The organism is Pseudoalteromonas sp. NCIMB 1079, from assembly GCF_040567695.1.
Lineage (GTDB): Bacteria > Pseudomonadota > Gammaproteobacteria > Enterobacterales > Alteromonadaceae > Pseudoalteromonas > Pseudoalteromonas distincta.
Genome location: NZ_JBEWZA010000002.1, coordinates 523,069 through 537,524 on the forward strand (window position 1 = coordinate 523,069; position 14,456 = coordinate 537,524).

General features: G+C 40.6%; 9 protein-coding genes. 1 reads left to right on the forward strand and 8 read right to left on the reverse strand.

The window, feature by feature from the left end; genetic code table 11:
* Positions 1–2: 2 nt before the first annotated feature.
* The 6 genes from ABX891_RS19020 to ABX891_RS19045 form a co-directional block, all read right to left on the reverse strand.
* Positions 3–1,421 (reverse strand): efflux transporter outer membrane subunit, encoded by a 1,419-nt coding sequence (locus tag ABX891_RS19020; protein ID WP_354630384.1) that lies wholly within the window; start codon positions 1,419–1,421, stop codon positions 3–5.
* Entirely contained in the window at positions 1,418–4,552 is a 3,135-nt protein-coding gene (locus ABX891_RS19025) for an efflux RND transporter permease subunit (protein ID WP_354630385.1), read from the reverse strand. Before ABX891_RS19025 ends, ABX891_RS19020 begins: the two co-directional genes overlap by 4 nt.
* Before the next feature lie 12 nt (positions 4,553–4,564).
* Positions 4,565–5,734: an efflux RND transporter periplasmic adaptor subunit gene (locus tag ABX891_RS19030; protein ID WP_354630386.1), complete on the reverse strand. Its 1,170-nt coding sequence runs from the start codon at positions 5,732–5,734 to the stop codon at positions 4,565–4,567.
* Positions 5,735–6,018: 284 nt separating this feature from the next.
* Entirely contained in the window at positions 6,019–7,320 is a 1,302-nt protein-coding gene (gene paeA, locus ABX891_RS19035; protein WP_197117100.1) for a polyamine export protein PaeA, read from the reverse strand.
* A gap of 147 nt (positions 7,321–7,467) precedes the next feature.
* Entirely contained in the window at positions 7,468–8,157 is a 690-nt protein-coding gene (locus tag ABX891_RS19040) for a transporter substrate-binding domain-containing protein (RefSeq protein WP_002959026.1), read from the reverse strand.
* A gap of 129 nt (positions 8,158–8,286) precedes the next feature.
* A complete protein-coding gene (locus ABX891_RS19045) occupies positions 8,287–9,396 on the reverse strand; it encodes an arginase family protein (RefSeq protein ID WP_024605708.1) in 1,110 nt (369 codons plus the stop codon).
* Positions 9,397–9,850: 454 nt separating this feature from the next.
* Here ABX891_RS19045 and udp point away from each other — a divergent pair, with 454 nt between their 5' ends.
* Positions 9,851–10,606: a uridine phosphorylase gene (gene udp, locus ABX891_RS19050; RefSeq protein ID WP_007375563.1), complete on the forward strand. Its 756-nt coding sequence runs from the start codon at positions 9,851–9,853 to the stop codon at positions 10,604–10,606.
* A 90-nt stretch (positions 10,607–10,696) separates the two neighbouring features.
* Here udp and cdd read toward each other — a convergent pair whose 3' ends face one another.
* Entirely contained in the window at positions 10,697–11,623 is a 927-nt protein-coding gene (cdd, locus tag ABX891_RS19055; protein WP_024605707.1) for a cytidine deaminase, read from the reverse strand.
* Positions 11,624–11,759: 136 nt separating this feature from the next.
* Positions 11,760–14,405, reverse strand: a complete 2,646-nt coding sequence (ppc, locus tag ABX891_RS19060) for a phosphoenolpyruvate carboxylase (protein WP_354630387.1) — start codon at positions 14,403–14,405, stop codon at positions 11,760–11,762.
* Between the last annotated feature and the right edge of the window lie 51 nt (positions 14,406–14,456).

The window sequence follows — 14,456 nt, forward strand, 5'->3', positions numbered from 1 at the left end:
TATTATTTCTCTTCCTGAGTTGTTTCACTGGCTACATTCCATCCGCCACCAAGCGCTTTGTACAAGTTAATTTGACTCGCAAGATACGCTTGCTGACCCGCAATTAACTGCTGTTGCGCGCCGTACCACGTACGCTGAGCATCAAGTACTTGCAAGTAGCTATCTGCGCCTTTTTCGTAACGCATTTTTGATAAATCAAACGTGATTTGTCGACTACTTATAAGCATATCAAGGGCACTTAATTGCTCTTGGTAACCTTCTCTATCAGCAAGTGCATCGGCAACTTCGCGAAACGCATTTTGAATTTTTTGCTGATACGTTGCCACTGCAATTTCTTGATCTGCTTTTGCTACATCGAGATTTGCTTGGTTACGTCCCATATTAAAAATAGGTAAGCTAATTGTCGGCACAAAACTCCATGTCCCAGAGCCTGAATCAAACAAGCCACTTAAGTCACTTGAAGCAGACCCCGCATTGGCTGTTAAGCTTATGCTTGGATAAAACGCCGCACGAGCAATACCAATATTGGCATTAGCAGCAAGCATTAAATGCTCAGCGGCTTTAATATCAGGGCGCTGTGATAACAGGTCAGACGGTAAACCAACGGGTACTTCTGGCATACTGATCAAGTTAGTCAGGTCTTTATTAGGTAGTAAATCAGCTGAAACAGATTTACCTACTAATAAATCTAAGGCACTTTTATCACGCTTTAACAAACGTTTGTACGTTGCTATGTCTACTTTTGCCGTAGCAACTGTGCTTTTAAGCTGCTCAAGAGTAATAGAAGACGTCGCACCTAAATCAAAGCTTTTTTGCGTAAGCGATAATGACTCTTGCTGAGAGGTAAGCGTTTCTTTTGCAAGCTCTAGCAGTTGCAAATCAGTTGCATAATTTAGCCACGCATTTGCCAACTCTGAAATTAAAGACACCTGCGTGCTGTATTGACTAAGCTCTGTAGAGTATAAGTTTTGCAGTGCTTGCGCTGATTGGTTACTTACCTTGCCCCAAATATCTAACTCGTAAGAGGTAATACCCACTGTTGTACTGTATTGCGAGCTAATAGCTGCATCGCCAGTACCTGATAAGTCAGCCGGTAAACGCTGGCGCGTACCTGAGGCATTTAAATCAAGGGATGGATACAAAGCAGAGTCTTCAATTTGATATAAACCACGCACACGCTGCACATTAAGCACTGCAATTTGCATGTCTTTGTTATGCTCAAGGCTTTGACTAATTAACGTTTGTAGTTTTTCGTCATTAAAAAACTGCTGCCAATTTAATTGCTGCGCAGCGCTTTGCCCAGTATCTGATGCATAAGCATCAGATACTGGTAAAGCAAGGTCTTTTTGCTCTGGCGCTAGTTGGCAACCACTTAGCACCAATAAAGCAATTGCACTTAGGCTGAATGTTTTAATGCTCATTCTGCGCTCTCCTTCGTAGTCTCTTTAGCTTTGCCAGGAAATACACGGCGCACTAACACAAAGAATAACGGTACAAAAACAACAACTAATATTGATGATGCAAGTGTGCCGCCAATAATCGAAATACCTAACGCATTTTGCGCACCAGAACCCGCGCTTGAGGCAATAGCAAGCGGTAAAACACCACAAATAAAGGCCATCGAAGTCATAAGTATTGGACGCAAACGAAGGCGAACAGCAGCAATAGCCGCATCAACTAAGCCAAGCCCTTCTTCCATTTTATGAATCGCAAACTCTACAATCAGTATCGCATTTTTAGATGCCAAACCAATGGTGGTCAACAAGCCTACCTGCAAGTAGATATCGTTAGATAAGCCACCGCCAAGCGCTGCCATAATTGCACCAAATATACCCAGTGGCACAATCATCATTACCGCAAACGGTACCGACCAACTTTCATAAAGCGCGGCTAAACATAAAAATACAAATAACAGCGATAGGCCATATAGTAGAGGTGCTTGACCGCTACTAGAGCGCTCTTGGAATGAAATACCGGTCCACTCAGACGAAATACCATTTGGTAATTGTTTAACTAAACGCTCCATTTCATCCATTGCTTGGCCTGTACTGTAACCTGGCGCTGCACTACCTTGAATTTCCATTGCTGAAAAACCATTGTAACGCTCTAAACGCGGCGAACCATACGTCCAGTAGGCACTAGCAAACGCTGAAAAGGGCACCATATCGCCATTATCATTGCGTACATACCACTTATTTAGATCCTCAGGCACCATGCGAGATTGTACATCACCTTGCATATACACTTTTTTCACTCGACCACGGTCAATAAAGTCATTCACATAACTACTACCCCATGCTGTCGAAAGTGTACTGTTAATATCGTTTTGCGACACACCAAGCGCTTCGGCTTTTGCCAAATCTGTATCAAGTTGTAGCTCTGGCATATCTTCTTGTCCATTTGGACGCACGCCCGCTAAAATTGGACTTTGGCTTGCTAAACCTAATAACTGATTTCGTGCAGCTAAAAGTGCCTCATGGCCAAGGCCTACACGGTCTTGTAAGAAAATATTAAAGCCATTAGCAGTTCCCAGCTCAACAATTGCAGGTGGCGGAAAGGCAAAAACAAATGCTTCTTTTATCGTTGAAAAGTAGCCCATCGCTTTACCTGCAACACCTTGAACAGATAACTCGTCACGCTGACGCTCATCCCAATGTTTAAGATTTACAAAGGCAATTGCTGAGTTTTGACCAGAACCTGCAAAACTAAAACCAGTCACGGTTAAAATACCGTTTACTGCTTCAGATTGATCGTTTAAAAAGTGATTTTCTACCTTTTTAACAACCTCAAGCGTTTGCTGTGTTGTAGAACCCGCTGGTAATGAAACTTGGTTAAATAAAATACCTTGGTCTTCGTCTGGTAAAAACGCCGTTGGTAAATGCGAAAATACATACACCATGCCACCCACTATCACCGCGTAAATAAGTAAATAACGCTTAGAGTGGTTGATCATTCGGCTAACAAAGCCTTGCGCACCGCTATTAGTTTTATCAAACCCACGGTTAAAGCCAGAGAAAAATTTGCCAATAAATGAGGTGTTATCGTGAACGTGGCTTGGTTTTAAAAGCGTTGCACACAATGCAGGTGTTAAAATAAGTGCCACCAATACCGAAAGACCCATCGCCGATACCAGTGTAATAGAGAACTGACGATAAATAATACCGGTAGAACCACTAAAAAATGCCATTGGAATAAATACAGCCGAAAGCACCATAGCTATACCTACCAGCGCGCCTTTAATTTCATCCATAGATTTTCGTGTTGCTTCAAGCGCTGAGAGTTTTTCCTCGGTCATTAAGCGCTCTACGTTTTCTACAACAACGATTGCATCATCTACCAATAATCCTATGGCAAGTACCATCGCAAACATCGTTAGTGTATTTATTGAATAACCAAAGGTGTATAAAATACCAAACGTACCAAGTAAAACTACAGGCACGGCAATAGTTGGAATAAGTGTTGCCCTAAAGTTTTGTAGGAACAAATACATAACTACAAATACTAAAACAACGGCTTCAATTAAAGTGTGAATAACTTTTTCGATAGAGAGCGATACAAATGGCGTTGTGTCGTAAGGTACAACCGCATCTAACCCTTCAGGGAAAAACGGTTTTAACTCTTCAATTGCTTTTTTAACACCTTCAGCTGTATCAAGTGCGTTCGCGCCACTGGCTAATTTGATACCTAAGCCTGATGCTGGTTGTCCATCGTAACGTGCAACAACACGGTAGCTTTCACCGCCAAGCTCTACTCTAGCAACGTCCTCTAGACGCACAAAAGAGCCATCTGGATTGGTTTTAACTAAGATTTGTTCAAATTGCTCTGGCGTTTGTAATCGGCTTTGCGCCGTTACTGTAGCATTAAGCTGCTGACCATCAACCGCTGGCATACCACCAAGTTGACCAGCAGATACTTGTGCATTCTGTGCAGAAATAGAGGCGCTGATGTCGGCAGGTGTAAGCTGATAGTTTTGTAGTTTTGCAGGGTCTAACCAAATACGCATCGCGTACTGAGAACCAAACAGCTGTACTTCACCTACGCCTTCAACACGCGAGACAACGTCTTGCACGTTTGATGAAACATAATCGCCAATATCAATATTGGTCATGCTGCCATCTTTAGACACAAAAGCATAAACCATTAAAAAGTTACGCGCTGATTTTGCAACTACCACACCTTGCCTTTGTACGGCTTCTGGTAATAGTGGAGTTGCTGTAGCTAGTTTATTTTGCACTTGAACTTGTGCAATATCAGGGTCAGTTTCAGCGCTAAACGAAAGTGTAAGCGTAGCAGAACCACTCGACTCAGACGTAGATGACATATAAAGCAAGCCATCAAGCCCTTTCATTTTTTGCTCAATAACTTGCGTTACCGTATCTTCAAGTGTTCGTGCAGATGCACCAGGGTACGTTGCAGTAATACTCACTGCAGGTGGTGCAATTGAAGGATACTGCGAAATAGGTAAACTCCTAATCGCCAAAATACCTGCAAGCATCACTACAATAGCGAGTACCCAAGCAAATATCGGTCTATCGATAAAAAATCGTGACATTAAAACTCTCCGTTATTGCGCTTGATCGGCTTTAGCAGACGATTGAATTTCAGAAGGATTCACTGGTGCACCAGGGCGGATTTTTTGTAAGCCTTCAACAATTAATTTATCGCCATCCATTAGACCATCGGTAACAAGCCAGTCAGAACCTATTGTGCGGTCTACTTTTAAAACACGACTTTCAACTGTATTTTCTTTGCTCACAACCATTGCTGTTGGTTCGCCTTTTGAATTACGGCTAACGCCACGTTGCGGAGCTAAAATAGCACCCGCTTTAACACCTTCCACAATAGAAGCTCGAGCATACATGCCAGGCAGTAATAATTTTTCTGGGTTTGAAAATTTAGCACGCAGTGTTACTGAGCCAGTACTTGGATCAACGGTCACTTCAGAAAACTGTAATGTGCCTTTATGAGGATAAATAGAGCCATCTTCCATAATAAGTTCAACGTCAGTTTGATTAGCCGAATCGACAGTTAGAGCACCTGATGATATTGCTTTTTTAAGTTGGGTAAGCTCATTACTTGATTGTGTTAAATCGATATAAATTGGATCTAACTGAGTTACTGTAGCAAGTGCTGTACTTTGATTGGCACTTACAAGTGCACCCACTGTTACGCTTGATTTACTAATTTGACCACTAATAGGAGAAGAGACGTGGCTGTAATCGAGATTGATTTGCGCTGATTTTAACTGCGCTTTAGCTGTTAATAATTCAGCATTAGCTTGCTTGTATGCGGCATCTGCTTCATCAAAATCTTGTTGGCTCACGGCTTTAATTTTTAAAAGTTCTTTATAACGCGATGCTTTTGATTTAGAGCTGGCAATGCTTGCCTCTGCGCGCGCTACGCTTGCTTCACTTGCTGCTAAGTCTGCTTCAAATGTAGCAGGGTCTATTTGATACAGTGCTTGGCCTTGTTTAACCTCATTACCTTCAACAAATAAACGAGATTGAACAATACCACTTACTTGTGGGCGAATTTCAGCAATTTGAAATGCGCTGATACGACCAGGAAGTTCTTTTTTGAGAGTAAGCGCTTGGCTTTTTAATGTAAGTACACCCACTGGTACAGCTTTAGGAGCTGAAGCTTGTGATTGCTCAGTTGCTTGATCACAACCAGTTAAAGCAACAGAACCGATGAGGGCTGACAATACAAATAAAGCGATGCGGGAACGCTGCATGTTAAATACCTTTTAGTTTAGAGTGAACGATCATTCTAAATTAAAACGCGCTGATAATGAATCTTAATTAGAAGAAATTTACACAAACTTACACTCCCCAGTACAATATACGTCTTAGGTTGCATTTAATGTTAATTAGATGAAAATAGAATCAAGACTGTATGAAAATAAAACAACCTAACACATTGAAATTATTTCATTTTAGGAACAAGAATTTTAACAAGTACAAAAAAGCCAAGCAAATACAGCTTGGCTATTTATATAAAACTAAAGCGCACCTTATTTTAAAGGATATTAGCACTCTGTGGGTTAATAACCCTTGAAACTAACAACTGCTCTACCCTAATCCCTTCTACGTCAACTACTTCAAACTTAAAGCCTGAAAAAGTAAAATGTTCCGCACGTTTAGGTATACGCTTCATGTTATAAATTAAAAATCCAGCTACAGTCTCGTAAAGCATCTGGTCAGGAAATTCTTCTATATCAAGTACTTTTGCTAAATCGGTAATTGGGGTTAAACCATCTACAAGCCATGAATTTTTATCGCGTTCTATGATTAATTCGTCGCCTTGGTGAGTAATTAAATCCCCCATAAACCCTTTCATTAAGTCTTTAACGGTAACAATACCCACCGAAAGTGCATATTCGTTTACTACAACAGCAAACGGCTTTGCTGCACTTTTAAACGCATTTAAGGCTTCTGATAGGCTTAATGTTTCCGGTAAGTAAAAAACATCTTTATCAATCAGATCATCGTTTATATTGGCGGCTTCGCCTTTTAGTACTTGTCGTAAAATATCTTTAGATTCAACAGAGCCATGCAACTTATCTAAATTTCCTGACACCACTAAAAAATGATTATGAGGATGATCAATAATTTTAGTCGCAATATCATGGCTAGATTCATTTAAATCAAAATAGACAATTTGGTCGCGTGGAGTCATAACGCTTGATAAAAATCGCGCTTCTAGGTCAAACACATTGCCAATGAGTTCATACTCTTGCTTTTGCAAACTACCATAAGCAGCACCTGCTTCCATCATAGCAACAATGTCCTCAGTTGTTACATTGTCTTCTCGCTCAGCGGGCACTTTAAACAAACGCAGCACAAAGTTCGTTACCCCATTAAAAAACATCACCAGTGGAGTTAATGCAAAGGTAACCCAGCGCATTATTGTAACCACTCTGACAGCGACAGCTTCTGGCATGATCATCGCTAAACGCTTTGGCATTAAATCGGCGAACAATATAAACAAAGATGTAATAGTAAAAAACGAGAATAAAAAGCTAATTTTTTCTAAGTGTGCGCCTTGATAAAAAAGCACTAAAACACTTTCAACATAAGGCGATAAAGCCTGCTCGCCCACAATACCACCCAAAATCGCAATCGCGTTGAGTGCAATTTGGATCATGGCAAAAAAAGCCCCTGGATTTTCTTGTAGCTTTAATACCGCTGCTGCTTTTATATTTCCTTCATCTGCCATTACCCGCAGTTTTATTTTACGCGACGCTGCAATTGCTATTTCTGACATAGCAAACAACGCACTGATCAAGATCAATAAGCTAATCCCGATTAAATCACCCATTTAACGCTCCAATAAGTTAGCGCTTTTTTAAACAAAAAGCAGCTGGATTATAATCGGTTTTTTAAACGCAGCAATTTATATTTACGAAATATATTTAAGCTATTAATTTTCAATTATTTAAGAGGTAAAACAGTGAGTTTAAAGTGCTTAAATTTTATTAAAGGCAACTTTTAATTGAGAAACTAAAGCCGGATCCATATTTATATTACAGGCAAAAAATAACGGAGACTGAGTTGTGTTTAAATCAAGTAATGGTTCTAGTAACTCAAGCTTAGGCTCTGTTTTAACTCGATAGTTAAATTGCTTTTTGTTGAGGATAACAAAATCAAGTATATGGTGACGAGTGCTTATGAGTTTATCTATTTTATCTAGGCTATCGATGAGTAATAAATGCTTGCTTTCACTAAAGCCCCTTTCAAGCAAATAATGATGACTAAAGTTATCACGCAGTACTGCTATTTTGTATTTTTTAGCATCATTGAGAGTGTTTAACTTTATACCTCTGGATTTTAGACCATAAATGGCAGAGTCAAAGCTTTCCAGTTCGCCTACCCAGTTAAACTTACTTTCTCTATTAGGTAATCGAACAATCGAAAATATACAGGTGTTTTTATCGCGTAGCGCTGCATTGTAGGATATGGCCCAACTATGCGCCAACATAGTGTAGTTTATACCTGTACCTTCTAGCGCTTTATGAACTTTTTCGACAGAGCGGCCAACGAGTTTGTTATCTTCATTAATATACTGAAAGTCCGGAAATACTTCCGTTACTATTGTAATTTCAGCTGCATCAACTTTAATACAGCTAATGAACAATAAAAAGATCAACAATTTCATCTAGCGAGGCCTCAACTAACTCATTATATGTATTTAATAAATATAGCTGAGGCTTTATGAACTGCTAGTTTTTAGTCATGTGATGCACACTTATACGCTGATAGTGCTAGTATTTATAGCTTCTACAGCTTACTTGTTCATTGCACTAATTAAAAAGGCTGAAATTTTAGCGCCTTCTCTAAGTGTAGTTTCTGAGCTTGATTGGCCAACTAAAGAGCTGTCGGTAAATGGCGCTATCTCCATCATATCTGCACCCGTAATAGGAAACTCATCCGCAATGGCTGATAAAATATCAAGCGCATGCTGAGGCGTTAAACCGTGATGCTCTGGCGTACCTGTGGCGGATGCAAATTCAGCATCAAGTGCATCAATATCAAAGCTTACGTATATTTCATCAACGTTATCGGCTTTTAACTGTGCAATAGCGTCGGCAGCAACCGCTGCTGCGCCGCGTTCAATGATTTCATGTGCCCAGTGCTGTTTAACACCAAAAGTATTTTCCCAATGCGCTTTAGGCTTACCACTTGAGCGAATACCAAATTGTATTAAATGATGCGGCGCCGGTAAAAACTCTAGTATATGTGTACACCAAGAGCCAAAGCATAAATCTATGCCTAAGCGCTCAACAAGTAAATCGGTATGCGCGTCAAAGTGAATAATAGCCGTGCGCTTACCTTGCTCACGTTTTGCTTTTAAGTACGCTTTAGTAAGTGGGTAACTAATTGAGTGATCGCCACCAATACCAAATAATCCTTTATCTTTAAACGTTGCGTAAAAACTGTCGCACACATCCTCAGTGATTGATAACGGGCTTACGTAATAGTCGTTATCTTCATCACCATATAAGGCTTTTTGGCAATTAGAAATGGTTGCATCATTTAGGTATTTGTCATGAAGTAAATGTGGGATCACACGTACATCACCTAAATCAAACGAATGACACTGAGGTTGCTGATCAATTAATGCTGAGCGGACAAACAACGGCCCCCAGTTTGCGCCGCGTAATATCCCACCGCCACAGTCTGAACTAATACCTAACATAACGGCTTTATGTGGTGAGTTTGGTAATTCGTTTAAAGACTCGCGCCACAAATTATCAACGTTTTCAGTTTGTCCATAAAGTTTATTACGCAGTGCGGCTTTGCGCTCTTTTGCAGTATTTACTGTGTATACGCCATCACCCGGTGCGCACAAACAGTGCTCAACTTTGTTTTTAAATGCTTCAAATTGTGTGCTCATAATAAACTCCTTCGGTTTTTATTCTGTACGTAGCTAATTACTTTTGAGTAGTTATGCAAAATCACTAAAAATGCCTAAACTTCAAATAAATGCCACTTTGCTAAATAAGTCAGTGCTTAATATAAGTAAACACGTTAGTTTTTACGTGTTCACTAAAAATTTAAGCCATTGAATTTATTTGATATTAATTAAAATCTGTAATCATCCATTTAATCGTAGTTACGCGCTTGAGTGATACTTATTATGTCTGCTTGAACATGTCAACAGCGCAACAAGGCTACGTATATAAGTACTTGAGTGAATATTCATAGTTGGTGAATAAATCAAATTAGCCCTTAAGATTATTAAGGCTTTATTGGAAGAGTTAAGATAAAACGGACAATCGTCCTGTACTTGATAAACGTTTCTAGCAATCATGCTAGATTGACAACAAATTATTATAAAAGGCTTAGCTATGGAAAAGGTATTTCACTTAGGACTATGTATTGACGATCTTAAAGGTGCAAAACTTGCGATTGTACCGGGCGATCCAGATCGTGCAGCACGTATTTCACAATTCCTAGACAACCCAACCTGCCTTGCTCAAACTCGCGAGTTTCATGTTTATTTAGGTCAATTAAACGGCCACTCTGTGGTTATATGTTCTACAGGTATTGGTGGTCCATCTACGTCGATTGCAGTAGAAGAATTAGCACAACTTGGCGTGCGTAAATTTTTACGTATTGGTACAACCGGTGCAATTCAGCCACACATTAACGAAGGCGAAATTTTAATTAGCCAAGCGTCTGTACGTTTAGATGGAGCTAGCCAACATTTTGCACCACTTAGCTACCCTGCTGTATCTGACTTTTATGCAACACAAGCTATGGTACAAGCATGTAAAAACCTAAATATCGATTTTCATATTGGCATTACTGCATCAAGCGATACATTCTACCCAGGGCAAGAGCGTTACGATACGCACTCTGGTTACGTTCCTAAATCACTACAAGGTAGCTGCGAAGAGTGGCAAAAATTGGGCGTGATGAACTACGAAATGGAATCGGCAACATTATTTACTATGTGTGCAGCCCTTGGATTACAAGCAGCATGTGTAGCAGGCGTACTTGTTAACCGTACTCGCCAAGAAATACCAAATGTAGACCACGGTGAAATTGAGCGTAAATCTGTAGCAGTAGTATTAGAAGCAGCTAAAGTATTACTTGATTAATACAGGTTATAGCAGTCAGTGAGTTAATTCGATAGAATGACTCGCTTTAATAAAGCACAGCTCCGGCTGTGCTTTATTGTATGCAAGCCACTATTTAAGTGGTGCGCTAATTACTTTAAGTGCAGGTAAATGCGTAAAACTGGCAAGTACAGCTTTTGCCACTTGCGACTGGTTTTCACGACCCGCTGTTTCGAGCAATGTTATTCCCTTCACCGTACTTTCGTTAAAGCTAAGCCCAGCTAAAAAGAACTGACTTAGTGCACTTTGTAGTGGCGATAAACTTGGACTGTAAGCTGCATTTTCGGCGTAACTTCCGTAAAAATCACCATCACTAAATGTACTTATTTTTACGGCGCTAAAGTTTTGGCTGTAAGGCACGTACGCATTAAGTGCAAAACGCGCAAGGGTTTCATCAAGGTCTTCAGCGCTAAAATTACCTTGCTGTGGTTTTGGGTTAAATAAGCTAAATTCGTTACCTAAATCGGTAGGTCCAAATGAATGCGGCAGTAATTCAACAAGTTTAAATTGCTGATCAGGAAGTAAAATATCAAACTCTTTCGCATCAGCTAGTTCGTTCATAAACTGGCGACAATACCCACACGGTGCATCGCTAATCGCTATTTTAACTATCTTTTTAGCACCGTTTAACCAGGCGTTATTTATAGCCGATTGCTCTGCATGAACCACTAAACTCAACGCTTGATGATCAAACTCTACATTTGCACCAAAGTAAAAGCTTACCTCACCCTTTTCATCAAGTGCTTTAACAATTGCGCCTACATGAAAATCTGACACTGGCGCAACAGCATACTCAGAAGCTAAAGGTACTAAACCTTGTAGTAATACATCATCAGACACATTGAGTTGCGCGCATAACGCTTTAATATTATTAGAATTTAATATGCCACGTTGTGATTTTAATTGACTACGTAATGACGCTGTTTGCGCTACGCTTAATGTGAAGTGCGAATTTGTAAGTGCTGTATCTTGCTGTACAGTAAAAGTTGCTGAAGCCATAATATTTTTTAATTATTCAATGGCTAAGTAGTTTAAAAGGTTAGGGTGTTAAATACCAGACTATTTAACGCAAAAAAAGGGAGCACATCGCGTGCTCCCTTTTAATACCAATAGGTATACCTAACAAAATAAAGTGTTAGCCGGTATTACGCATACCTGCAGCTATACCTGTCATCGTGATCATTAACGCATTATCAATGTCACCTTCGTTTCGTTTTTCCTCTGAGCGAGCACGGCGTAAAAGCTCAACCTGTAATAGGTTAAGTGGATCGGTGTACGGATTACGTAAACTAATCGACTCCTTAATCCAAGGTTGTTCGGCGAGTAGGCTTTTTTGCGGGCTAAGTGATTGCACCAAGCTAATCGCTTCTTGAAGCTCTTTACGAAGTGTTACACCCAATGGTTTGTACATATCTTCCACCAGCGCATTATCGTAATGCTCACTCAACCAGCAATCGGCTTTACTAAATACCATTTCTAGCATTTCTAGGCGCGATCTAAAGAATGGCCACTGTAGGCTCATTTCGTTTAGGGTTTCTGCGCCGTACTTATTAAGCGCAGCTTTTAAGCCAGTTAACGCACCTAACCATGCAGGAAGCATTAAACGGTTTTGGCTCCACGCAAAAATCCATGGAATAGCACGCAGGCTTTCAACACCACCATTAGGATTACGTTTTGCAGGACGCGATCCAAGCGGCAACTTAGACAGCTCAAGCTCAGGCGTTGCCATTCTAAAGTAAGGTACAAAGTTTTCATCATGGCGAACTACATTACGGTAGTGCTCACACGACTCCTCACTTATTAGCTTCATTACTTCGCGCCATTCTGGCTTTGGCTCCGGTGGCGGTAGTAAGTTACTTTGCAAAACTGCGCCTGCGTAAATATTTAAGCTTTGCAGTGCTACATCGGGTAAACCAAATTTAAAGCGAATCATCTCGCCTTGCTCGGTTACACGTAAACCACCTTTTAAAGAGCCTGGCGGTTGTGAATGCAGCGCTTGTGCAGCGGGTGCACCACCACGACCTACTGTACCACCACGTCCGTGGAATAAAACAAGCTCAATACCACGTGCATCAGCAAGTTGTACTAGTTTGTCCATTGCTTCGTACTGCGCCCAACCTGCTGCCATCATGCCGGCATCTTTAGCTGAATCAGAGTAACCAATCATTACGTTTTGGGTGTTTTTAATGTGCCCGCGATACCAAACATTATCAAGCAATGTGGTAATTACATCACTGCCTGCGTTTAAATCGTCAAGTGTTTCAAACAACGGTGCTACTGGTAAATCAAAGCTGCAGCCGCTTTCTTTTAGCAATAGTTGTACCGCTAAAATATCTGACGCTGTGCGCGCCATCGAAATAATATACAAGCCAAATGTTTGTTCGTCTTGCTTAGCAATAACATCAAAGGTGTCTAGCACTTCTTGAACATCAGGGCTTGGTTGCCAATGTTTTGGAATAAGCGGTCTGCGAGAGTTAAGTTCAGTAAGTAAAAAAGCTTGTTTATCTTGCTCTTGCCATTGGTTGTAGTCGCCTAAACCTAAATAACGAGTCAGCTCAGAAAAAACATCGCTGTGACGAGACGAGTCTTGGCGCACATCGAGTTTAGCTAAACGCAAGCCAAAGCTATTAATACGGTAGAGTAAATCAAGCAATAAGCCATCTGCAACTACTTTCATATTACACTTTAATAACGAGCGGTAGCAGACCTCTACAGGGTGCTTAAGCTGATTAATATCGGTAATTAAATCTTGTGAATCGCTACGCTTATTTTTAATTTTAGCGCCCAGGTTAGCCACGGTCTCTGCAACTTGGTTTTTAAGCTTTTTGATCACCGCTCTGTATGGTTCAAAGTCTTGACCTGCCAACTCAATAAGCTCATCACTGGCGTCTGACATAGATAATTCAGCGCATAACGTTTTTAAATCTTGAATATATAAGTTAAGCGCCATCCAACGACCGTGGTCAAGCACCTCTGCTGTAACCTGCGATGTTACAAATGGATTTCCATCACGGTCTCCACCCATCCAAGATGTGAACTCAATCGGGCTGTAATCTTTTGGTAGCTCTAAACTTAATTGCTCTTTAACATTGGCTGAAAATTCACGTAAAAAGCGCGGAACAGCGTGCCAAAGACTGTTTTCGATTACCGCATAACCCCATTTAGCTTCATCAACTGGCGTTGGGCGAGAGCGACGAATGTCGTCGGTATGCCAAGCCTGGCTAATAAGCTGTTCAATACGATTTAAAATAGCGTCTCGCTCTAGCGGTAAGTTATCTTTTCGCTCTAATGACGCTAAGCAATCACTTAGTTCAACATGTTTGTTAATAATAGTACGGCGCGTCACCTCGGTTGGGTGGGCGGTTAATACTAAGTTTATGTGGAGTTTTGAGAGTGTTTCGGCCAAATGATTACTATCTAGCTGGCCTTGTTCTGCTTTTGTAACTAACGTTTTTAATGTTTGAGTGAGAGGGTTTTGTTGACCAAGGCCAACGTCATTAAAACGCGAAACGGTATGAAATTGTTCTGCTACATTAGCAAGGTTTAAAAAATGATTAAATGAACGGGCAACCGGCAAAAGCTCTTCATCACTAAGCGCATGTAAAACGTCTATTAGCGCTTGTCTGTCGTCTTCATTACCACTGCGAGATGATTTAGATAAAGCCCGAATTTCTTCTACTTTATCTAAAATAGCTTGGCCTTGAGCATCCTTAATAGTTTGTCCTAGTAATTGCCCAAGTAAATTTACATTACCTCGCAAGGCGGCATATTGTTCACTCATTTCTCATTCTCCTTTGTTTCGTAGGACACTATTAATATCATCATGAAGAGA

Excerpts from the sequence above, each read along its gene's own strand:
- ABX891_RS19020 (WP_354630384.1), bottom strand. The coding sequence starts at position 1,421 with ATGAGCATTAAAACATTCAGCCTAAGTGCAATTGCTTTATTGGTGCTA.
- ABX891_RS19025 (WP_354630385.1), bottom strand. The coding sequence starts at position 4,552 with ATGTCACGATTTTTTATCGATAGACCGATATTTGCTTGGGTACTCGCT.
- ABX891_RS19045 (WP_024605708.1), bottom strand. The coding sequence starts at position 9,396 with ATGAGCACACAATTTGAAGCATTTAAAAACAAAGTTGAGCACTGTTTG.
- ABX891_RS19030 (WP_354630386.1), bottom strand. The coding sequence starts at position 5,734 with ATGCAGCGTTCCCGCATCGCTTTATTTGTATTGTCAGCCCTCATCGGT.
- ABX891_RS19040 (WP_002959026.1), bottom strand. The coding sequence starts at position 8,157 with ATGAAATTGTTGATCTTTTTATTGTTCATTAGCTGTATTAAAGTTGAT.
- paeA (WP_197117100.1), bottom strand. The coding sequence starts at position 7,320 with ATGGGTGATTTAATCGGGATTAGCTTATTGATCTTGATCAGTGCGTTG.
- udp (WP_007375563.1), top strand. The coding sequence starts at position 9,851 with ATGGAAAAGGTATTTCACTTAGGACTATGTATTGACGATCTTAAAGGT.
- ppc (WP_354630387.1), bottom strand. The coding sequence starts at position 14,405 with ATGAGTGAACAATATGCCGCCTTGCGAGGTAATGTAAATTTACTTGGG.
- cdd (WP_024605707.1), bottom strand. The coding sequence starts at position 11,623 with ATGGCTTCAGCAACTTTTACTGTACAGCAAGATACAGCACTTACAAAT.